The sequence below is a fragment of the Cellulomonas sp. P4_A2 genome, assembly GCF_056402515.1.
The window spans coordinates 235024-255667 of sequence record NZ_JBFUHG010000001.1; the positions used below are offsets into that span (position 1 = coordinate 235024).

Here is a 20644-nt window from a genome sequence, read left to right on the forward strand (position 1 = left end):
GTGAGACGCTGGCCGACGGCCGGCGACGACCTGAGGAGGACGCCATGACCCGCTACCTGCTGAGCGTCATCGAGCCCGACGGCCCGATGCCCAGCCCCGAGTTCCTGGAGCCGATCATCCAGGCGACGGAGGCCGTCGACGGCGCCATGCGCGACGCCGGCATCTGGGTGTTCTCGGGCGGCCTGCACAACCCGAGCACCGCGACCGTGCTGCGCGCCAAGAACGGCGACGTGCTCACGACGGACGGCCCCTACGTCGAGGGCAAGGAGCACCTGGGCGGCTTCACGATCATCGACGTCCCGGACCTCGACGAGGCGATGTCGTGGGGCGGGAAGCTGGCGCGGGCCACGACGCTCCCGATCGAGGTCCGACCCTTCCGGTACTGAGCGGCCGGCATTGATCTCCGACGACGAGATCGCGTCCGTGTTCCGCACGGAGCACGGACGCGCCGTCGCGGTGCTGACCCGGTCGTTCGGGTCGCTGGACGTCGCCGAGGAGGCCGTCCAGGACGCGTTCGTCGCCGCCGTCGAGCACTGGCCGGCCGACGGGGTGCCACCGAGCCCGGCCGGTTGGATCATCACGACCGCGCGACGCCGAGCCATCGACCGGCTGCGGCGGGAGGCGTCCCGCCACGACCGGCACGCCCAGGCCGCCCTGCTGCACGCCCAGGAGCACGTGGAGGTGGGACCCGTGCGCGACGACCAGCTCCGGCTCGTGTTCACGTGCTGCCACCCCGCGCTCGCGCCCGAGGCGCAGGTGGCGCTGACCCTGCGCATGGTCGGCGGCCTGACCACCGAGGAGATCGCGCACGCGTTCCTGGTGCCGGTCCCGACGATGCAGCAGCGGCTCGTGCGGGCCAAGGGCAAGATCCGCGACGCGCACATCCCCTACCGGGTGCCGTCCGACGCGGACCTGCCCGACCGGCTGCGGACCGTCCTCGCGGTGGTCTACCTGGTGTTCACCGAGGGCCACCAGGCCTCCAGCGGTCCGTCGGTGGTGCGCGACGACCTGTGCACCGAGGCGATCCGGCTCGGGCGGCTGCTGGTCGAGCTCATGCCCGACGAGCCCGAGGCCGCCGGGCTGCTCGCGCTCATGCTCCTGGTCGACGCCCGGCGTCCCGCCCGCCAGGGGCTCGTCCTGCTCGCCGACCAAGACCGCTCCCTGTGGGACCCCGCGATGCTCGACGAGGGCCTCGACCTGGTCCGTGAGTCGCTGCGGCGCGACCAGCCCGGGCCGTACCAGCTGCAGGCGGCGATCCAGGCCGTGCACGCGTCGGCCGCCTCCGCGCAGGACACGTCGTGGTGGCAGGTCGTGGCCCTCTACGACCAGCTGCTCGCGGTCGCGCCGAGCCCGGTGGTCGAGCTGAACCGTGCGGTCGCGGTCGCGGAGGTCGACGGCCCGGCCGCCGGCCTCGCACTCGTCGACGGCCTCTCGATGCCCCGGTTCGCGCTCTACCACGCGGTCCGCGCGGACCTCCTGCGTCGGCTGTCGCGCCGCGACGAGGCCGCCGACGAGTACGCCGTGGCGTCGTCGCTGACGGAGAACGCCGCCGAACGCGCGTTCCTCGAGGCTCGTCGCGACGAGGTCCTCAGCGCAGGCGGGCCACCAGGCCCTCGCGGACCGTGAACCACTCCGCCGCGACGATCGAGAAGTACGCCGAGTCGCGGTAGGTCCCGTCGGTCGCCATCGTGTGCACGCGCCGCACGCCCTCGAACCGGCCGCCGATCCGTTCGATCGCGTTGCGCGAGGCCGTGTTCCGGGCGTCGGTCTTGAGGGTGACGCGGACCGCGTCCCACACCTCGAAGGCGTGCGTGAGCAGCAGCAGCTTGGTCTCGGTGTTGACCGCGGTGCGCTGCGCCGAGGCCGCGTACCAGGTGCTCCCGATCTCGGCGACGTTCGGGAGGTGCTCGTCGCTCGGCTCGCCCCCGGCGCTGCCGGGCGGCCAGCTGGGTGCGGTCCCCGGCGCCGGAGCCTCCAGGACGTCGAGGTCGAGGAACCGCGTGCTCCCGACGACCGCACCGTCGGACAGCCGGCGCACCGCGAACGGCACCGAGCGTGACGCGTCGAGCGCCCCGCGCACGTACGCCTCGGCCTCGTGTCGCCCGTCGGGGACCCACGTGTACCCGAAGCTGCCCCGCTCCTGCGCGCCGGCGGCGGCGAGCCCGTCGACGTGCTCCAGGCTCAACGGCTCCAACCGGACATGACGACCCTTGAGGGTGAACGGCGTGATCACGGCTTCATGGTTCCTCATGGGTCAACCGAGATCACGAGGTTCACCAGGCGTGGCGGGCGCGCGACGGTCCTGCTCACGGTCCGGTCGCCGATCGCGCGCCGGACCGCGGGCCGCGGCAGCGCCAGCGCGACCAGCTCGTCGGCCGTGATCGTCGTCGGGACGTCCACGCGGTCGCGGACCCTGCCGTCCACCTGGACGACGGCCTCCACGGTCTCGTCGACCAGGAGGGCCGGGTCCACCACGGGCCAGGGTGCCGACGACACCGACGGCTCGTGCCCGAGGGCCTCCCACATCTCCTCGGCGGTGTACGGCGCGACCAGGCTCAGCAGGAGCGCGACGACCTCCACGGCCTCCCGCGCGTCGGAGCCGGCGTCGACGGAACGACGAGCCGCCGAGACCAGCTCCATCACGCGCGCGACCACCACGTTGAACCGCGAGGCCTCCAGCAGCTGCGCGCAGTCGTGGACGGTGCGGTGCGTGACCCGCCGCAGGACGTCGTCGGCAGTCCCGGGACCCACGTCGCGCGCCAGCCGCAGCGCTCGCGACAGGAACCGCTGCATCCCGGCCGGCGACACGTCGGCCCAGTCGATGTCGTCCTCGGGCGGTCCCGCGAACACCATCGCCAGCCGCACCGCGTCGACGCCGAACCGGTCCAGCTGCTCGCCCAGCGCGACGCCGTTGCCCAGCGACTTGCTCATCGCCTTGCCACCGTTGCGCACCTGCCCCTGGTTCAGCAGCGACGCGAACGGCTCGACGGGGTCCACCAGACCGGCGTCGTGCAGCACCTTGGTGACGAACCGGCTGTACAGCAGGTGCAGGATCGCGTGCTCGACCCCGCCGACGTACTGGGTCGCGGGCATCCAGCGGCGGACGTCCTCGACGTCGAACGGCACGTCGTCGCGACCGTCGTCGCGCCCCTGCGAGCAGTACCGCAGGAAGTACCAGGAGGAGTCGACGAACGTGTCCAGCGTGTCGGTCTCCCGCTGCGCCGGTCCGCCGCAGCGGGGGCACTGGGTGGTCCCGGCGGCCTCGCCCCACGGCACCCTCACCGGCAGCTGGTCCATCGGTACGGGCACCTCGCCGCACGCCGGGCAGTGCACGATCGGGATGGGCGTGCCCCAGGCGCGCTGCCGTGAGACGAGCCAGTCGTGCAGTCGATAGGTGGTGGCGCCGTCCTCGTCGACGGACCGACCGATCCAGTTCCGCTGCATGGTCAGCACGTGCTCGGGCCACGCGCCCTCCAGCAGCGCCATGTCGTCGACCAGCCGGTCCGCGTAGTCGGTGATCCGCAGGTACCACTGCGTCAGCTCGCGCTTCTCGACGACCGAGCCGCACCGCTCGCACCGGCCGTCGACCACCTGCTCGTTGGCCAGCACGGTCGCGTCCTGCGGGCACCAGCTCACGACCCCGGCGGCGCGGTAGGCCAGACCCCGCTCGTGCATCGTCAGGAACAGCCACTGCGTCCAGCGCACGTACTCGGGGTCGGAGGTGTGCAGGCGCCGGGTCCAGTCGAACGACACCCCGTACCGCCGCAGGGACCGGGCCTGCGTCTCGATGTTGTCGTAGGTGAACACCGCGGGATGCTCACCGCGCTTGCGCGCCGCGTTCTCCGCCGGCAGCCCGAACGAGTCCCAGCCGATCGGGAACAGCACGTCGAACCCGCGCAGCCGCCAGTACCGCGCCACCACGTCGGCCAGCGCGAACACCTCCGCGTGGCCCATGTGCAGGTCGCCCGACGGGTACGGGAACATCGTCAGCAGATACCGCCGCGGCCGGACGTCGTCGTCCTTCGCCTCGAACACCCGCAGCCGCTCCCAGACGGCCTGCCACTTCTCCTCGATCTCCTGCACGGCTCGCTCCTCCGTCTGCGGTCACCAGGGTTCGGGCACGAAAAAGCCCCTCGCTCCGGAGGGGCTGGCCGCGCTGACTCGTACCCGGGGGCTCAGCGCGGCCGGATAAGGAGGAGGTCGGTACGCAAGGAGTGCATGTCGCCGACCGTATCACCGGGCCGCGTGGGCGTCCGCGGCGCGCAGCGAACGCCGTCCGGCGGGAACCGCGAGCGCGAGCGCGACGACGACCAGCAGCAGGATGCCGGCCACGACGAGGAGCGACTCGACGCTGAACTCGTCGGCCAACGGCCCGAAGACCGCCATGCCGAACGGCATGGCCAGCGCCATGACGATGCCGACGAACCCGAACACCCGGCCCTGCATCTCCGGCTCGACGGTCTCCTGCAGCACCGTGTAGCTGGGCGTCGAGAAGGCCGGGACGGACAGGCCGAGCACGAACATGAACGAGAAGAACACCCAGAGGTTCGTCGAGAGCCCGAGGCCGATCGACAGGACGCCGAACACGACCGTCGAGCCGAGGATCAGCGCGACCCGGTTCCACTTCGTCGCGAAGGTCGCGATGACCGCGCCGCCCAGCACCATGCCGATGCTGAACGCGAGCTCGTTGGCGGTCAGCTTCCACACCTCCTCGCCGAACGTGCGCGCGATCATCAGCGGGGTCAGGAACGACGGCGCGACGATGAGCACGAACACGACCGCGTAGAGCACCAGGATCCAGCGCACGAACGGGTGCGTGAGGATGTAGCGGACGCCCCCGCGCAGGTCGTCGAGGTAGCCGAGCCGCTCCGTCTCCGAGCGGATCAGCGGGCCGACCTTCACCAGCAGCAGCAGGCCGATGCCGAGGATCGCCGTGACGACGTCGATGTAGAACACGGCGACGATCGACATGCTCGCGTAGACGGCGGCCGCCGCAGCGGGGGCGACGAGCATCATGGCCGACTGGATGGTGCCGTTGATCCCGTTGACGCGCATGAGCTTGTCGGTCGGCACGATCTGCGGGATCAGGGCGGCGACCGCGGGCATCTGGATCCCGGCGCCTGCCGAGCGGATGGCGATCGCGACGAAGATGAACAGGAGGTCGCTCGCGCCCGCGCTCATGATCAGCGCGAGCGCGAGGGTGACCAGCGCGATCGTGCCGTCGGCCGCGATGATCAGCTTCTTGCGGTTCAGGCGGTCCGCCCAGACGCCGCCGAAGACCGAGATGACCGCCTGCGGCAGGAAGCCGAACACCGCGTACAGCGCCATGACGCCGCCGGACTTGGTCTCGAGCGTCAGGTGCCACATGACGGCGTACTGCACGAGCATCGACCCGAACAGCGAGATCGTCTGCCCACTGAGGAAGAGCGTGACGTCGCGGCGCCAGCCGGGCTTGGGCTCGACGACGGACTCGGTCGTCTGCTCGGTCGCGGCCTCGGCGTCGCTCATGGCCCCACCCTCACCCGGGGGCCTCGTCGCCGTCCACGCCGATTCTCTCGTCGACGACGGCCGCGGCCGCGCGCTCGAGCAGCAGGTTGCGCTCGCGCTGGGTCGGGGCCAGGTCGGCCGCGCGCTCCAGCTCGGCGGCCGCCTCCTCGGGACGCCCCAGCTGTGCGAGCACCTCCGCCCGGACAGCGCCGAGCAGGTGGTAGCGGGCCATGCGCGGGTCGGCGATCGCGTCGAGGGCCTCGAGCGCCGCCTGCGGACCGTCGGCGTGCAGCACCGCGACGGCTCGGTTGAGCTCGACGACGGGGCTCGGGGCCAGCTGCGCGAGCGCGTCGTAGAGCGCGACGACGGCCTCCCAGTCGGTGGCCTCGAACGACGGGGCACGGCTGTGGCACGCGGCGATCGCGGCCTGCACCGTGTACGGACCGAGCGGGCGGTGCAGCCCGATCGCCGTGTCGAGCGCCTTGAGCCCGTGCTCGATCAGCGCCTTGTCCCAGAAGCGGCGGTCCTGGTCCTGCAGCAGCGTCCCGCTGCCGCGGGCGTCGAACCGGGAGGCCTGCAGCTCCATGAGCGCGACCAGGCCGTGCACCTCGGGCTGGCGCGGCAGCAGCCCGGCCAGCACCCGGCCCAGCCGCATCGCCTCGTCGGCCAGGTCCCGGCGCACCCAGTCGTTCCCGGAGGTCGCCGCGTACCCCTCGGTGAAGACCAGGTAGATCACCTCGAGCACGGACCCCAGGCGTGCGGGCATCTCGTCGGCCTGCGGCACCTCGAACGGCACGTGCGCCTCGGCGAGCGTGCGCTTGGCACGGGAGATCCGCTGACCGACCGTGGCGCTCGGCGTCAGGTAGGCGCGGGCGATCTCGTCGGTGGTCAGCCCTCCGAACAGCCGCAGCGTGAGCGCGATCCGCGACTCGCGCGGCAGCACCGGGTGGCAGGTGAGGAACACCAGCGAGAGCAGGTCGTCGCCGACCGGGTCCTCGACGATCCCGTCGGCCGGTGCCTCGTCCGTGAGGTCGTGGGCCAGCACCGCGTACTTGCTGTCACGGTTCTGCTCGCGCCGGATCGTGTCGATGGCCCGGCGCCGGGCGGTCGTCATCAGCCAGGCGCCGGGCTTGTCCGGCACGCCGTCGGTGGGCCACTGCTCCAGGGCCGCGACGAACGCGTCCTGCGCGAGCTCCTCGGCCAGGCCGACGTCGCGGACCAGCCGGGTGAGCGAGGCGATGAGCCGCGGCGACTCGATCCGCCAGACGATCTCGACGGTCCGTCGTGCGTCGCTCATCGCCCCGCCCCGCGCGTCCGGCGGTCAGGCGTTCTGGTTGGCCTTGGACCGCTCGATGATGTCCTTCTCCTTCTCGAGGATCTCCGGCGAGACGACCTGCGCGAAGTCCTCCATCTCGAAGAACGGCCGGATCTCGAGGACCGACCGCAGCTCCGGGGTCGACGGGCAACGCTTGGCCCACTCGACGGCCTCGTCGAGCGACTTGACCTGCCAGATCCAGTAGCCGGCGATGATCTCCTTGGCCTCCGTGAAGGGGCCGTCGACGACCGACGTCTGGCCGCCCTCGAACAGCACCTTCGCGCCCTCGGAGCTCGGCTTGAGGCCCTCGCCGCCGAGCATGATGCCCGCGTTCACGAGCTCCTCGTTGTACGCGTTCATGGTGGCGAACATCTCGTCGTTCGGCTTGGCCGCGGCCTCGTCGGCGCCGTCGCCCTTGATCATGACCAGGACCTTCATGGTGAGCTCCTTCGTAGTGGATCGCCGTCCCGACGCTAGTGCCGGGTCCGGGCCTTCACCAGTACGTCGAACGGCCCCTGGCGACCTTCGACACGGCGGCCGGACGAGTTTTTCGACGAGGATCCGGCAACCTCCTGACCGGCCCGCGGCTCAGCTCGTGCGCGCCAGCTCCTCGACCCACGCCGGCGTCGGGACGCCCTGTACCGCGTCCGTCGTCGACCGCAGCCGCGCGGCCGCCACCTCGTCGCGACCCACGCCGACGCGATGGCTCTGGCTCGTGACGCGGTCCACCGGCTCGGGCTCCCCGAGCCTGAACGGCCCCTCGCCGCGCGCACGCACGGCCTCGAGCGCGTCGAGGGTCAGGCCCCGCAGGAAGTCCACGTCTCCCTGACGCGCCAGCGGCGACCGCGCGAGGAGCGCGAGGGCCTCGAACCCGACGGTCCGCCGGGACCGGTCGTCCTCGAACGACAGGTCCACGGCCCACTGCACCCGGGACCACCACTGCGAGCGAGCGTCGGCGTCGGCGCGCTGCCGGATGGTGAAGATCCCCACGACGATCGCGCCGACGGCCCCGAGCGCGGCGACGAGCGTCGCGATCGTGGCGGCGGTCTCGTACCAGGGCTGGGAGGCCGCCATGGGCACCAGCCGGCCCATCGCGTCCGAGAGACCTCGCGTCACGCACCTCACCGCCCGCTCCGGGTGTCGATCCGATCCTGTCGGCGCCGGCCGACGCCGTGGCGAGCGTAGCGAGTTCGCCCGGTCCGGATCGGCGCGGCGGCACCCGGCGGTCGATAGTGGGGTGTCACCTGTTCGACGTCCGAGAGAAGCAGACGATGGCCGGCACCGGAACCAAGGACGACCCGTGGCAGCTGAGCACGGCACCCGGCTCCTCGGCGTACACGATGTACCGCGACGAGTCGGCCGATCCGCCGGCGCTCGTGTGCCAGGTCGGGTCGACCACGCTGAAGTACCACCTGGCCGCGATCGACGACCTGCACGCCTGGCTGCTCGCCCAGGGCGACTGGGTGCCGCTCGGGGCGGCGGACGAGAACAAGCCGGCGGCGGGCGGGACGGTCGAGGCCTGGGGTCGCGACGAGTCGAACCCGGTCGGGGGTTGGTACGGGCTGCGCAAGGGCTACCGCGGCCGGTTCGGCATGTACCTGCCGCCCCTGCTCGAGGCGCTCGGCCTGGTCGAGCTCACGCACGACGCGCGCAACAACCGGGTACGTGCCCTGCCGTCCTGACCGCTCACCCAAGGGTGTAGTCGAACCGCATCCGGTGCGTCCCATCGGCGTCGACCACGAGCGCCCCGTCGCCCGCGATGCCGGCCAGCTCGGCGGTGCCGCTGCCCGGGACGATCGCGAAGAACTCGCCGGACCGGTCGCTGCCGCTGGTGGACGCCACGTGCACGAAGTTGAACGTGCCCGCGCGTCCGTCCAGCGACCCCTCGAACGACTCGAGCGCGACGTAGGTGCCGATGCCGCGCTCAGGGTCGTACGCGGAGGTGAACAGGGTGTTCGATCGCCCCACGACCGCGCCCTCGTACCGCTTCTCCATGGTGGCGACGCCGACGCCGAGCGCCGTCTGCACCGGATCCGGCACGTCGACCGGCACGCCCTCGAACCCACTGACCGTGAACGTGCCGACAGCGGTGAATGTCCCCTCGGTGATCATCGCCGCACGCTATCCACCGCCACCCACATACGCCGCGACGAGCTCCTGCCCGATCCGCGCCAGCTCGTCGACCACCTCGGGCGGCGAGACGACCTCGACCGACGAGCCGTGCCCGGCGAGCTGCTCCGCGACCGACCGCGCCATGTGCGCCGTCACGCGCACCCTCACGCGGCCGTCGGGCTCCACCGGTTCGAGCCGTTCGAGGTGCCGGCCGAACTGACCCTGCAGGACCGGGACGAGCCGCTCGGGAGCGAGCACCACGGCGGCCACTCGCGAACGACGCGCCTCCAGCTCGTCGACCACGCCGGCCCACACCGCGTCGACGTCGAGCGCGTCGGGACGCCGGAACGTCGAGCCGAGCACGTCGACCGAGACGATGCGGTCGACGCGGAACGTCCGGTGCCCGCGCGGGGTGCCGGCGATCAGGTACCAGACGCGGTCCTTGTCCACGAGGGCCCACGGGTCCACCAGCCGGGGCTCGGGCGACGTCCGGTACACGAGCGAGACCTGCCGCCGCCGCACCACCGCCGCCCGGAGCTCGTCGACGAGCTCGTCCTGCGCGGGACCGGTCCGGGAGCCCCACGCGCCGCGGTCCACGACCACCGCCCGTGCTGCGGCCTCGGCGTCCGCGCGGAACGTCTCGGGCAGCGCGCGCACGAGCTTGCGCAGCGCCGACGCGGCCGCGGGCGACCGGCCGGACGTGGGCCCGACGAGCAGGAACAGCGCCTGCGCCTCGGAGGAGGTGAGCCCGGTCAGGTCGGTCCGCGCGCCCCCGACCAGCGACCACCCGCCGCCGCGCCCGGGCTGCGGGTACACCGGGATGCCGGCGCTCGAGAGTGCCTCCAGGTCGCGTCGCGCGGTCGCGACCGACACCTCCAGCGACGACGCCACCTCGGCCGCCGTCACGCGCCCGCGCGCCTGCATCAGGAGGAGGGTCGCCACCAACCGATCTGCTCTCACGGTTCCGAACCTACCGATAAACGTGATCAGAAGATGAGCACTTTGACCGCGAGAGTGGAGTCATGAACACAGAGAGCAGCACCCAGAAGAGCACCCTCCTGCGCGGCCTGGCCAACGTCTCGTTCTTCGCCGACGACCTCGCCGCGGCACGCGCCTGGTACACCGACCTGCTGGGCATCGAGCCGTACTTCGTCCGCGACGCCTACATCGAGTTCCGCCTCGGCGACCACCACGACGAGCTCGGCATCGTCGACCGCCGGTACGCACCGACGCAGGGTGGACCCTCGGGGGCGGTCGCCTACTGGCACACCGACGACATCGCGGCGACGTTCCAGCAGGCGCTCGACCTCGGGGCGACGGTGCACGACGAGGTCCGCGAGCGCGGCCACGGCTTCGTCACGGCCTCCGTCACGGACCCCTTCGGCAACGTCCTCGGGTTCATGTCGAACCCGAACTGGCGCGACAACGCCTAGGGGTCAGGCGCTCAGGGACGCGAAGAACGCCCGCACGTCGTCGACGAGCAGACCGGGCTCCTCCCGCGCGGCGAAGTGCCCGCCCCGGCCCTCGACGTCGACCCACCGCACGATCTCGTGCTCCCGCTCGGCGTACCGACGGATCCCCACGTCACCGGCGAACACGATGACGCCCGTCGGTACGCCGCTCGGCGCGGGACGCCTCGCCGCTCCCCACTCGGCGGCCTGCGCGTACCCGACGAAGGCGGCCGACGCGGCGGTGTCGGTGAGCCAGTAGAGCATCACGTCGGTGAGCAGCCAGTCGATGCCCAGGATCACGTGCGGCAGCGTCTCGCGCGGCTCGGTCCACTCCCGGAGCTTGTCGACGATCCACGCGAGCTGGCCGACCGGCGAGTCCGCCAGCGCCGCCCCGATCGTCGCGGGGCGGGTGGACTGGATCGAGATGTATCCGAACTGCTCCTGCATGAACTCGGCGGTCCGCCGCAGCCGGTCCTGCTCGAGGTCCGTGAAGACCTCGTCGGGCGCCGGCGGCTCGAAGAGCACCCCGATGTTCCCGTTGAGGTGCACGCCGATCACGCGGTCGGGCGCGAGCCGGGCGACCTCCGGCGAGACGGCCGCGCCGATGTCCCCGCCCTGCACGCCGAACCGGTCGTAGCCGAGCCGGGACATGAGCTCGACCCAGGCACTCGCGATCCGCGCGACGTCCCAGCCCGGCTCCGACACCGGCCCCGAGAAGCCGAAGCCGGGCAGCGAGGGGATCACGACGTGGAACGCGGGCGAGCCGTCGGGCGGGTCGGTGAGGGGTCCGACGAGGTCGACGAACTCGGTGAACGACCCCGGCCAGCCGTGCGTCAGGACGAGCGGGATCGCGTCCGGCGCCGCCGACCGCACGTGCACGAAGTGGATGCGCTGCCCGTCGATCTCGGTGGTGAACTGCGGCAACGCGTTGAGGGCGGCCTCCTGGGCGCGCCAGTCGTAGGAGTCGCGCCAGTACTCGACCAGCTCCCGCAGGTAGCCGGTCGGCACGCCCCTCGACCAGTCGTCGCCCGGCAGCGCGCTGCTGTACCGGGTGCGTCTGAGCCGCTCGGCGAGGTCGTCGAGCTGGGCGGACGGGATGTCGATGGAGAACGGTTCGATGGTCATGACACCGACGCTAGGGAACAGCCGGTGTCACCGGTCTGTCACCTTCTTCCTCAGTCGGGCAGGAGCGTCCCGACGATCGCCGTCGCCTCCCGGTCGACGTCGACGGCGATCCGGGCGGTCAGCCCGGCAGCCTCGAAGGCGGCGGCGGCCGCCCGGGCCTGCGACTCGCTGGTCTCGATGAGCACGTGCCCGCCGGGCGCGAGCCAGCGGGGCGCCAGCGCGGCGACCCGGCGCAGCACGTCGAGCCCGTCGGGACCGCCGTCGAGCGTGACCAGGGGCTCGTGCTCGCGCGCCTCGGCCGGCATGCTGGCGATCGCGTCGGTGGGCACGTACGGCACGTTGGCCAGGAGCACCTCCACGCGGCCGCGCAGGTGGTCCGGCAAGGGCGCGTCGAGGTCGCCCTCGAAGACCAGCCCGCCGACCGGGGCGACGTTCCGACGCGCGCACGCGACAGCCGCCGGCTCGATGTCGACGGCGTAGAGCTCGACGTCGGAGTCGAGGTTCTCGGCGAGGGCGACCCCGAGGGCACCGGAGCCGCAGCACAGGTCGAGGACCACGACGGGCTCGCCGGACGGGAGCACGAGCCGCACGAGCTCGACGAGCCGCGCGGCCTCGTCGACGAGGAACTCGGTGCGCAGCCGCGGGACGAACACCCCCGCGTCGATCTCGATGCGCAGGTGGCAGAACTCCGCCCACCCGACGACGACCTCCAGCGGCTCGCCGGCGACGCGGCGCTCGACCATCGCGGCGAGCTCGTCGGCGGACTGCGCCTCCCGCACGAGCAGCGCGGCCTCGTCCTCCGCGAACACACATCCGGCGGTGCGCAGCATCTGCACGACCACCTCGTACGACAGCTTGGTCACGACTACCCCTCGAGCCTGGAACGGTCCACCCTAGGCCGCAACGAAACGGCCGCACCCCCGAGCTCGGAGGTGCGGCCGTTCGGCGAGGTTCAGGTCAGGCGGGCTGGTAGCCGAGCGGTGCGGCCGCGCCGGCGGGGCCCTGGTACCGGCTCGAGTCGAACGCGAGGATGTAGTAGAAGATCAGGCTCAGGAAGACCAGGCCGACGGTGAATCCGCCACCGTGCCCGAACGACAGCGACAGCCCGTACAGGACGACGATCCAGACGATGATGTTCACGATCGGGATGATGAGCAGGATGATCCACCAGATCGGCTTGCCCGCGATCTTGATGATCACGATGGTGTTCCAGATCGGGATCAGGGCCTGCCAGCCCGGCTCGCCGGCCTTGGTGAAGATGGCCCAGAGCGGGATGACGACGAGGACATAGCTGACCAGGGCGCTGATCAGCACGTAGGTGAGGATCGCACCCGTGTTGACGTCGGCAGATGTCGTGGTGACGGCCACGTCCGTGAGAATCGACATGCGCCGAACAGTAGCGATCCGCGGGGGTCCGTGTACGCAGGTTCAGCAGCCAGTTCTCACGAATTCTTCATCGGTTGTCTCCGGCGTTGATCCCCCTTTCACAATTCGCCGACACCGCCGATCATCAATGGCGATCAGTCCGGCTGCGGGCCGAAGCTCGGGGCGGACTCCTCGAGGTCGGCGATGATCTCGCCCGACATATTGCCGGTCGCCGCAGCCGCTCCTACGGTGGACGGACGACCCGAGGTCGCGGGTCTCCCCTCCGAGAGGCCCGCCCATGAGCGCACCGACCACGTCCCTGCGGCATCAGATCTGGCGCAAGAAGCCGATCACCGCGTACACGCTGAAGTCGAGCGAGGGCCTCGAACGCTCGCTCGGCACGTTCACGCTCATGATGTTCGGCGTCGGCTCGACCGTCGGTACGGGCGTGTTCTTCGTGATGCACGAGGCGGTTCCCGACGCCGGTCCGGCGGTGATCGTCTCCTTCGTGCTCGCCGGGATCGCGGCCGGCCTCTCCGCCCTGTCCTACGCGGAGATGGCCTCGGCTGTCCCCGTCAGCGGGTCGACGTACTCCTACGCGTACGCGACCCTCGGCGAGGTGGTCGCGATGGGCGTCGCGGCCTGCCTGCTCCTCGAGTACGGCGTCTCGACGGCGGCCGTCGCCGTCGGCTGGAGCGGCTATCTCAACCAGCTGCTGCACAACCTGTTCGGCTTCCAGGTGCCCGACGCGCTGTCGGCGGCACCCTGGGCCGACGACCCCGGGATCATCAACCTGCCCGCTCTCTTCCTGATCGCCTGCTGTGCCCTGCTGCTCATCCGCGGCGCCTCGGAGTCCGCCAAGGTCAACGCGACGATGGTCGTCATCAAGCTCGCGGTGCTCCTGATGTTCGTCGCGATCGCCTTCACCGGCTTCCACTCCGACAACTTCGCCGACTTCGCGCCCAAGGGCATCGCCGGCATCACGGCGGCGGCCGGGACGATCTTCTTCACCTTCATCGGCCTCGATGCCGTGTCCACCGCCGGCGACGAGGTGCGCGACCCGCAGCGGACCATGCCGCGGGCCATCCTCGGCGCGCTCGCGATCGTCACGGCGATCTACATCCTCGTCGCGGTCTCCGCGCTCGGCACCCAGCCGTGGGAGGAGTTCGGCGACGCCGCGCAGGGCGAGGCCGGCCTGGCCAAGATCCTGCAGGACGTGGTCGGTGCGACCTGGCCCGGCACGATCCTGTCCGCGGGCGCCGTGATCTCGATCTTCTCGGTGACGCTCGTGACGATGTACGGCCAGACGCGCATCCTGTTCGCGATCGGCCGCGACGGGCTGCTGCCCAAGACGTTCGCCAAGGTCAGCCCGCGCACCCACACGCCCGTCAACAACACGGTCATCGTCGCGATCGTCGTCGGGTCTCTCGCCGCGTTCATCCCGCTCGACGCGCTCTGGGACCTGGTCTCCATCGGGACGCTCGTCGCGTTCATCGTCGTGTCGGTCGGCGTCCTGATCCTGCGCCGGACCCGGCCCGACCTGCCCCGCGGCTTCAAGGTGCCCGGCTACCCGGTCACACCCCTGCTCGCGATCGCGGCCTGCATCTACATCCTGTCCGGCCTGCACTGGTACACCTACGCGTGGTTCTTCGTGTGGCTGGCCGTCGTGCTCGGCTTCTACTTCCTGTGGGGACGCAGGCACTCGCTGCTGGGCAGGGGGCTCCCGCAGGACAGCGACCTCGACGAGATCGACGAGGTCGACGCGTGACCGTCGTCGTCGGCGCCAACCCGTTCGGGGACGCGCGCGCGGCCGTCGATCTCGGCATGTCCCTCGTCCGCACGCTGCCCGAGGCGACGCGGCCGCTCGAGCTGGTCATCGCCACCGTCGTCCCGCCCGGCTGGCAGGTGCCGTCGATGGCGAAGGTCGACGGCGAGATGCAGGCGTGGCTCGACGAGCGGACGAAGGCCGCGGAGGACGCGGCGCGCGCCTTCCTCGGGCCGCGTGCCGACGACGTCACCGTCGAGTTCGTCCGGCTGAACGACCGCTCGACGCCGCGTGCCCTGGCCGGCCTCGCGGAGGCGCGTCAGGCGACGGCGCTCGTGCTCGGCTCGGCGACGGAGGGCGGCACCCACGGGCGCGTCGTCATCGGGTCGACCGCCGACTTCCTGCTGCACTCGTCGCCGGTCCCGCTGGCCATCGCCCCGCGCGGCTACCTGTGTGCGGGCGGCGATGCCGGGGACTCCGCGCACCGCCTGACCTGCTCGTTCGGCGGGACGTCCGACCAGGCTCCCGCGGTCCGCTGGGCCGCCGCGCTGACCCGCGAGATCGACGTGCAGCTGCGGGTCGCGTCGTTCGGGGTGCAGTCGCGGACCATGTACCCGCCCGAGATCGGGATGGACATCGAGTCGGAGGTCAACGCGCAGTGGCAGGAGCAGGTCGAGGAGGCCCAGTCCGCGCTGCGAGCCCGGCTGGGCGACGAGATCGACGACGACGCCACGTTCGTCGTCGCGTCCGGGACCAGCTGGGCAGACGCGCTGGCCTCGATCGACTGGGAGCCCAACGAGCTGCTCATCCTCGGCTCGTCCACCAGCGGTACGCTCCGCCGCGTGTTCCTCGGCACCCGCGCGACCAAGATCGTGCGCTACTCGCCCGTGCCCGTCCTCGTCGTCCCGCGGGACGCCCTGTGACGGACGGGTGGGGCGCGGACCTGCTCGATCTCGACGGCTACCTCGCCCGTGTCGGCGGCGCCCCGACGGTGCCCGAGGTGCACCGCAACCACCTGGCCGCGTTCCCGTTCGAGAACCTCGACGTCCTGCTCGGCACCGGCGTGAGCGTCGAGCTGCCCGACATCGAGCGCAAGCTCGTCCACGACGGCCGCGGCGGCTACTGCTACGAGCACGCGCTCCTGCTCGGCGCGGCCCTCGAACGCCTCGGCCATCCGGTGCAACGACGGCTCGCGCGCATCGGCGACCCGGCCGTGTCGCCCCGGCCCCGCTCGCACCTGGTCGTCTTCGTGCTCGTCGACGGCGTCTGGCACCTGGCCGACACCGGGTACGGCACGGGCCTGCTGTTCCCGGTCCCGCTGATCGCCGGCAACGTCACGACGCAGGGCGGCTGGACGTTCCGGACCGTCCTGCTCGGCGACGGGAGCTGGCAGCTGCACGAGCAGCGCTCCGGGCGCTGGTTCACGCACTACACCGTCGCGCCCGAGGACACGTACCCCGCCGACGTGGTCACCGCCAACTGGTTCACCTCGACGTCGCCGACGTCGCGCTTCACGCCGCAGATCGTCGTCCAGCGCAAGGACGAGTCGCTGGCGCACCTGCTCACCGGCCGCGAGCTCGTGGTCGAGTCACCGTCGGGCAAGGTGTCCACCACCACGGTCGGCGACGACGAGCTCGACGGCGTGCTGCGGGAGATGGGCCTGACCATGACCCCGGACCAGCTGGCCACGCTGATCGCGAGGTTCTAGGACGCCTCGAGGTTCTCGGACGCCTCGACGCAGACCCGCAGCGCGCCGGGGCGGACCGTGGCCTCGAGGGTGTCCGACGGGTCGATCACGTCGCCGTCGAGCTGGCGCGGGTGCGCGCGGTCGCTGGTCACGACGATCGTCGAGCCGCGCAGCACCTCCATGTTGGGGACGCGCTTCTTGCGCGTGAGCACGCCGAGCGTGAGCTGCACCCAGTGCCCGAAGTTCTGCGGCGCGAGCACGGCGACCTCCAGCTGCCCGCTGTCGGCCTCGGCGTCGGGGAGCAGGTGCACCCCGCCCTGCAGCCGCCCCACGTTGGCGACGAGGACGCTACGCGCACGCCGGCGCAGCACCGGGAGGTCGTCGACGCGGACCTCGACCCGCATCTCGTCGTCGGCCAGGTGCCGGAGCGCCGAGTAGACGTACGCCAGCGTGCCGACCCGGGCCTTGAGGGCGGTCGGTGCGTCGTCGACCATCGCGGCGTCGAGCCCCATGCCGGCCATCACGGCGAACACCTGCCCGTCGACCTCCCCGACGTCGACCACTCGGCGGCCGCCGTCGAGCGCGAGCTGCACGCCCTCGGTCGTGTCGGTGGGGATGCCGAGGTTGTTGGCGAGCAGGTTGCCCGTGCCGCCGGGCAGCACCGCCAGCGCCGCGCCGGTGCCGGCCAGACCCTCGATCGCCGCGCGGACCGTGCCGTCGCCGCCCGCGACGAACACCACCTCGGCGCCTTCGTCGACCGCCTGCCGCGCCTGACCGGTGCCCGGGTCCTCCTTGGTCGTCTCGAGCCAGACCGGCGCCGGCCACCCCGCCGCGGTGATCTGCTCGTCGACCGTCGCGCGCAGCTCGTCGAGACCCTCGACGCGGTTCGGGTTCACGATCACCGCCGACCGCTGGGACTGGTTCTCGCGCACGGCGTCCTCGCGTACGGCGGGTTGGGTGTTCACCGGGCGAGTCTGACGGCGGAAGCCCGGCCCGGCCACCGGGGGGATCGATCAGGGCCAGAGCGGCTGGGCGGCTGCCGCGGCCGCGCGGATGGCCGTCGCGTCGAGGATCGTGCTCGTCTCGGGGATGTCGCGGTCCGGCCACGCGCACACGGCACGCAGGTCGCCCGCGGGCGGCAGGGGCCAGAGCCAGACGTCGCGCGCCCACCGCTCGGCGTAGTGCATCGGCTGGCTCGCGCCGTCCATCACCGGCCCGTCCGGCGTCCAGTCCATCGGGTCGGCATCGGCCGGGACCGTCGTCCACGGGGAACGGTCGAGGCTGGTGACGCGGCGCCCGTCGGAGAGCTCGAAACCCCAGCGCAGGCCGCCCTGCGGCAGGGCGAGGTGGAACGAGCCGCGCCCGTGCGTGACGTCCAGCTGGCCCAGGACGCGCGACCGGTCGCGCACCGTGGTCCGTCGGATCCGGACGGCGACCCGGAACACGACCCCCGCGGAGTAGGCGCGCACGTCCTCCAGGCGCACGACGGTCGAGTCCGAGCGACCGAGCTCGACCGTCAGCGGCAGCGTGCCGGGCAGCTCGTCGCGCGGGAAGCCGGCCCACGGCGGGTCGAGCACCTCCAGCTCGTCGATGTCCTCGGGCTCGCCCTGGAACTCGTCGACCGCAGGGAAGAACGACATCGCTCCATCATGTCCGACCACGGCCGGGTGCACGATGGACCCCGTGACCCTCGCGTTCCTGCTCACGACGCTCGTGATCGTCGCGACTCCCGGCACCGGCGTGATCTACACGCTGAGCGCCGGCCTGAGCCGCGGCACCCGTGCGAGCCTGGTCGCGGCGCTGGGCTGCACGCTCGGGATCGTCCCCCACATGGTCGCCGCGATCACCGGGCTGGCCGCGGTGCTCAACGCCAGCGCGATCGCGTTCCAGTCGCTCAAGCTGCTCGGCGTCGCGTACCTGCTCTACATGGCGGTCCGGATGTGGCGGGACCGCTCGGAGATCGTGGTCGACGAGGGACCGGCGCAGAAGTCGGCGGGGCGCGTGATCTGGTCGGCGATCCTCGTCAACATCCTCAACCCGAAGCTGACGATCTTCTTCTTCGCGTTCCTGCCGCAGTTCGTCCGTCCCGGGGAGCCCGGCGCGTTCGCGCACATGGCGCTGCTCAGCGGGGTGTTCATGGCGATGACGTTCGTGGTGTTCGGCCTCTACGGGGCGTGCGCGGCCGCCGTCCGGACGCAGGTGGTCAGCCGCCCGCGGGTCGTCCTGTGGATGCGTCGGACGTTCGCCGGGGCGTTCGTCGCGCTGGGCGCCAAGCTCGCGCTCACCGACCGCTGATCTCGCTTATTGCACCAAACGGTTCAGTGTCGTATGGTGAACCACATGGTTCAGCAAAAGGTGCTCGATCGGCTCTACTCGGCGCTCGCCGACGCCACTCGTCGCGACATCCTCGTCCGCCTGGGCGAGGGTCCCGCGACCATCGGCGAGCTGGCCGAGCCGCACGAGATGAGCCTGACCGGCATGAAGAAGCACGTGCAGATCCTCGAGGACGCCGGCCTCGTCGCCACCGAGAAGGTCGGCCGTTCGCGGCAGTGCCGCCTCGGCACCGAGCGACTGGACGACGCCATGGCATGGATCTCGTTCTACCAGCGGCTCTGGGAGCGTCGTCTCGACGGCCTGGACGCCTACTTCACCCTCCAGAACGGCACCTCTGAGGAAGGCCAGGACCGATGACCACGACAGACACCATCGAGCTGCGCATGACGCGCGTCCTCCCCGCCACGCCCGACCAGGTCTTCGACGCGTACACGGACGCCGAGAAGCAGACGATCTGGTTCTCGATCCTCGACGAGACCCCCGGCATCGTGGAGATCGAGGTCGACCTGCGCGTCGGCGGTCAGCAGACGGCCGTCTGGGGCACGACCCGCGACAGCCTGTTCCGCGAGACGCAGACGTTCCTGGTCATCGAGCGCCCGTCCGCCACCGGCGTGGGGCGCCTGGTCACCGACTCCTCGGGCAGCAGCCCCGACGGTATGACCATGTCGACGCACATCGACATCACGTTCGAGCCGGCCGACGGCGGCACGCTGATGACCGTCGTGCAGAGCGGCTTCCCGTCGGTCGAGGTGCGCGACTTCTTCGCCTCGATGGCGTGGGTGGGCGCGCTCGACCGGATCGAGGCGTTCCTGACCCGCTAGGCCGTGGCCTCGACGGCCGCCGGAGGGCGGTCGTCGGGGGTGACGGGCTCCTCGGGGTGCGGGTCGTCCGGCACCGCGTCGTCGGGCGACTCCGGCTCGTTGGGGCCGGTCTCGCCCGAGATCCAGAAGAAGAACGCGCTCGACGAGTTCTTCGGCAGGAGCATCGCGCGGGTCAGCAGGGTCATCGGGACCGCCAGGATCGCGCCCAGCGGGCCGATGATGAACGTCCAGAAGACGACCGAGACGAAGCTGAGCGTGAGCGTGATGTTCACGGCGTCGGAGACGAACCGCGGCTGGACCATCACCTGCAGCGTGACGTTGACCAGGCAGTAGACGACGAGCACCGCGAGCGCGAGCTGCCAGCCGCCCACCACGAACGCGAGCAGCATCGGCGGGATCAGGCCGATGACGAACCCGATGTTCGGGATGAAGTTGGTGACGAACGCGAGGATCGCCCAGACGACCGCCGCCGGCACCCCGAGCCAGTACAGGGCCAGGCCGTCGATGACCGCGACGATCGCGCCGAAGGTCGCGCTGACGACGAAGTAGCTGCGCACCCCGCGGTTGAAGATCGTGGCCCGCTCCAGCACGTCCGACCTCGTCGGCAGGAAGGCGGGGCGGCCGCGGTCGTACCGGGCGGCGTCGACCCCCATGAAGATCACGTAGGCCAGGACGAAGAAGAACGACCCCGCGATGCTCAGCACCGTGCTCGCGACCGACGTCGCCGCACCGACCACCTGCGACGGGTTGATCCCGTCGGCGATCTGGTTGGCGGTGTCCTGGTCGACGCCGATCGAGGCCAGCCACGTGGTCACGTCGCCCAGCGACTGCTGCAGCTCGTCGGTGTAGTCGGTGATGAGGTCCGCGAACCGGATGCCGGCGAACACGAGCATCGCGACGAGGATCGCCAGGATCAGGTACACGGCCACGATCACGGCCGTCGTCGCCATCCAGGGCTTCCAGCCGCGACGCTCCAGCGGGATGCGCAGCGGGTGGCAGATGATGATCAGCACCACGGCGAGCATGATCGGCGCGAAGAAGCCGCCGGCGGCGTGGAGCCCGGCGAGCGTGACCACGAAGGCCGCGAGAGTCAGCAGGGTCCGGGTGGCGGGCGCGAGGCCCTGAGGCGAAGCCATCGGGCGCGCTCCTTCGCGGGATGCAGGTCGATCTGTCGGAACGGTC

At 71.6% G+C, this 20644-nt stretch carries 24 protein-coding genes; 10 read left to right on the forward strand and 14 right to left on the reverse strand.

Features of this window, described 5'->3' with window-relative positions; all coding sequences use genetic code 11:
- Positions 1-44: 44 nt before the first annotated feature.
- Both AC1DUE_RS01245 and AC1DUE_RS01250 read left to right on the forward strand, forming a co-directional pair.
- Complete coding sequence (locus tag AC1DUE_RS01245) at positions 45-386, forward strand: YciI family protein (RefSeq protein WP_477037561.1); 342 nt, start codon at positions 45-47, stop codon at positions 384-386.
- Between the two features lie 13 nt (positions 387-399).
- A complete protein-coding gene (locus AC1DUE_RS01250; protein ID WP_477037863.1) occupies positions 400-1626 on the forward strand; it encodes an RNA polymerase sigma factor in 1227 nt (408 codons plus the stop codon).
- Here AC1DUE_RS01250 and AC1DUE_RS01255 read toward each other — a convergent pair.
- The 6 genes from AC1DUE_RS01255 to AC1DUE_RS01280 form a co-directional block, all read right to left on the reverse strand.
- On the reverse strand, positions 1589-2233 hold the full coding sequence (locus AC1DUE_RS01255; protein WP_477037562.1) for a GNAT family N-acetyltransferase: 645 nt from the start codon (positions 2231-2233) through the stop codon (positions 1589-1591). The genes AC1DUE_RS01250 and AC1DUE_RS01255 overlap by 38 nt on opposite strands.
- Positions 2234-2247: 14 nt before the next feature.
- Positions 2248-4083: a class I tRNA ligase family protein gene (locus AC1DUE_RS01260; protein WP_477037563.1), complete on the reverse strand. Its 1836-nt coding sequence runs from the start codon at positions 4081-4083 to the stop codon at positions 2248-2250.
- A 150-nt stretch (positions 4084-4233) separates the two neighbouring features.
- On the reverse strand, positions 4234-5508 hold the full coding sequence (locus AC1DUE_RS01265) for an MFS transporter (protein ID WP_477037564.1): 1275 nt from the start codon (positions 5506-5508) through the stop codon (positions 4234-4236).
- A gap of 10 nt (positions 5509-5518) precedes the next feature.
- Entirely contained in the window at positions 5519-6784 is a 1266-nt protein-coding gene (locus AC1DUE_RS01270) for an RNA polymerase sigma factor (RefSeq protein ID WP_477037565.1), read from the reverse strand.
- A 24-nt stretch (positions 6785-6808) separates the two neighbouring features.
- Positions 6809-7240, reverse strand: coding sequence for a YciI family protein (locus tag AC1DUE_RS01275; protein WP_477037566.1), 432 nt, complete (start codon positions 7238-7240; stop codon positions 6809-6811).
- 150 nt (positions 7241-7390) lie between these two features.
- Entirely contained in the window at positions 7391-7918 is a 528-nt protein-coding gene (locus tag AC1DUE_RS01280) for a hypothetical protein (protein ID WP_477037567.1), read from the reverse strand.
- Positions 7919-8073: 155 nt separating this feature from the next.
- Between AC1DUE_RS01280 and AC1DUE_RS01285 the strand changes: the two genes are divergently transcribed.
- Positions 8074-8484, forward strand: coding sequence for a DUF6855 family protein (locus AC1DUE_RS01285; RefSeq protein ID WP_477037568.1), 411 nt, complete (start codon positions 8074-8076; stop codon positions 8482-8484).
- Between the two features lie 4 nt (positions 8485-8488).
- Here the strand turns inward: AC1DUE_RS01285 and AC1DUE_RS01290 are convergent, their stop codons facing one another.
- Both AC1DUE_RS01290 and AC1DUE_RS01295 read right to left on the reverse strand, forming a co-directional pair.
- A complete protein-coding gene (locus AC1DUE_RS01290; RefSeq protein ID WP_477037569.1) occupies positions 8489-8914 on the reverse strand; it encodes a DUF3224 domain-containing protein in 426 nt (141 codons plus the stop codon).
- Positions 8915-8923: 9 nt separating this feature from the next.
- Positions 8924-9856 (reverse strand): helix-turn-helix transcriptional regulator, encoded by a 933-nt coding sequence (locus AC1DUE_RS01295; RefSeq protein ID WP_477037570.1) that lies wholly within the window; start codon positions 9854-9856, stop codon positions 8924-8926.
- An 80-nt stretch (positions 9857-9936) separates the two neighbouring features.
- On the opposite strand from AC1DUE_RS01295, the gene AC1DUE_RS01300 reads away from it, so the two are divergent.
- A complete protein-coding gene (locus tag AC1DUE_RS01300; RefSeq protein WP_477037571.1) occupies positions 9937-10347 on the forward strand; it encodes a VOC family protein in 411 nt (136 codons plus the stop codon).
- Between the two features lie 3 nt (positions 10348-10350).
- On the opposite strand, the gene AC1DUE_RS01305 is transcribed toward AC1DUE_RS01300, so the two are convergent.
- From AC1DUE_RS01305 to AC1DUE_RS01315, 3 genes are all read right to left on the reverse strand, one after another.
- Complete coding sequence (locus tag AC1DUE_RS01305; RefSeq protein ID WP_477037572.1) at positions 10351-11490, reverse strand: epoxide hydrolase family protein; 1140 nt, start codon at positions 11488-11490, stop codon at positions 10351-10353.
- 50 nt (positions 11491-11540) lie between these two features.
- Entirely contained in the window at positions 11541-12353 is an 813-nt protein-coding gene (locus AC1DUE_RS01310) for a putative protein N(5)-glutamine methyltransferase (RefSeq protein WP_477037573.1), read from the reverse strand.
- 94 nt (positions 12354-12447) lie between these two features.
- On the reverse strand, positions 12448-12876 hold the full coding sequence (locus tag AC1DUE_RS01315) for a DUF5684 domain-containing protein (protein WP_477037574.1): 429 nt from the start codon (positions 12874-12876) through the stop codon (positions 12448-12450).
- Positions 12877-13153: 277 nt separating this feature from the next.
- On the opposite strand from AC1DUE_RS01315, the gene AC1DUE_RS01320 reads away from it, so the two are divergent.
- The 3 genes from AC1DUE_RS01320 to AC1DUE_RS01330 are packed head-to-tail and all read left to right on the forward strand — an operon-like array spanning position 13154 to position 16328.
- Positions 13154-14623 (forward strand): amino acid permease, encoded by a 1470-nt coding sequence (locus tag AC1DUE_RS01320; RefSeq protein WP_477037575.1) that lies wholly within the window; start codon positions 13154-13156, stop codon positions 14621-14623.
- Entirely contained in the window at positions 14620-15543 is a 924-nt protein-coding gene (locus AC1DUE_RS01325; protein WP_477037576.1) for a universal stress protein, read from the forward strand. The genes AC1DUE_RS01320 and AC1DUE_RS01325 overlap by 4 nt, the downstream gene beginning before the upstream one ends.
- Entirely contained in the window at positions 15540-16328 is a 789-nt protein-coding gene (locus tag AC1DUE_RS01330; protein WP_477037577.1) for an arylamine N-acetyltransferase family protein, read from the forward strand. Before AC1DUE_RS01325 ends, AC1DUE_RS01330 begins: the two co-directional genes overlap by 4 nt.
- On the opposite strand, the gene AC1DUE_RS01335 is transcribed toward AC1DUE_RS01330, so the two are convergent.
- Together AC1DUE_RS01335 and AC1DUE_RS01340 are read right to left on the reverse strand one after the other, a co-directional pair.
- Positions 16325-17272, reverse strand: a complete 948-nt coding sequence (locus AC1DUE_RS01335; protein WP_477037578.1) for a diacylglycerol/lipid kinase family protein — start codon at positions 17270-17272, stop codon at positions 16325-16327. The genes AC1DUE_RS01330 and AC1DUE_RS01335 overlap by 4 nt on opposite strands.
- Positions 17273-17320: 48 nt before the next feature.
- Positions 17321-17947: a hypothetical protein gene (locus AC1DUE_RS01340; RefSeq protein WP_477037579.1), complete on the reverse strand. Its 627-nt coding sequence runs from the start codon at positions 17945-17947 to the stop codon at positions 17321-17323.
- Between the two features lie 43 nt (positions 17948-17990).
- Here AC1DUE_RS01340 and AC1DUE_RS01345 point away from each other — a divergent pair, with 43 nt between their 5' ends.
- From AC1DUE_RS01345 to AC1DUE_RS01355, 3 genes are read left to right on the forward strand one after another with little or no spacing between them, the layout of a single operon-like run.
- Positions 17991-18602, forward strand: a complete 612-nt coding sequence (locus AC1DUE_RS01345) for a LysE family translocator (RefSeq protein WP_477037580.1) — start codon at positions 17991-17993, stop codon at positions 18600-18602.
- Between the two features lie 45 nt (positions 18603-18647).
- On the forward strand, positions 18648-18998 hold the full coding sequence (locus AC1DUE_RS01350) for an ArsR/SmtB family transcription factor (RefSeq protein ID WP_477037581.1): 351 nt from the start codon (positions 18648-18650) through the stop codon (positions 18996-18998).
- Positions 18995-19462: an SRPBCC family protein gene (locus tag AC1DUE_RS01355; protein WP_477037582.1), complete on the forward strand. Its 468-nt coding sequence runs from the start codon at positions 18995-18997 to the stop codon at positions 19460-19462. The genes AC1DUE_RS01350 and AC1DUE_RS01355 overlap by 4 nt, the downstream gene beginning before the upstream one ends.
- On the opposite strand, the gene AC1DUE_RS01360 is transcribed toward AC1DUE_RS01355, so the two are convergent.
- Complete coding sequence (locus AC1DUE_RS01360; protein ID WP_477037583.1) at positions 19459-20598, reverse strand: AI-2E family transporter; 1140 nt, start codon at positions 20596-20598, stop codon at positions 19459-19461. The genes AC1DUE_RS01355 and AC1DUE_RS01360 overlap by 4 nt on opposite strands.
- Positions 20599-20644 lie beyond the last annotated feature (46 nt).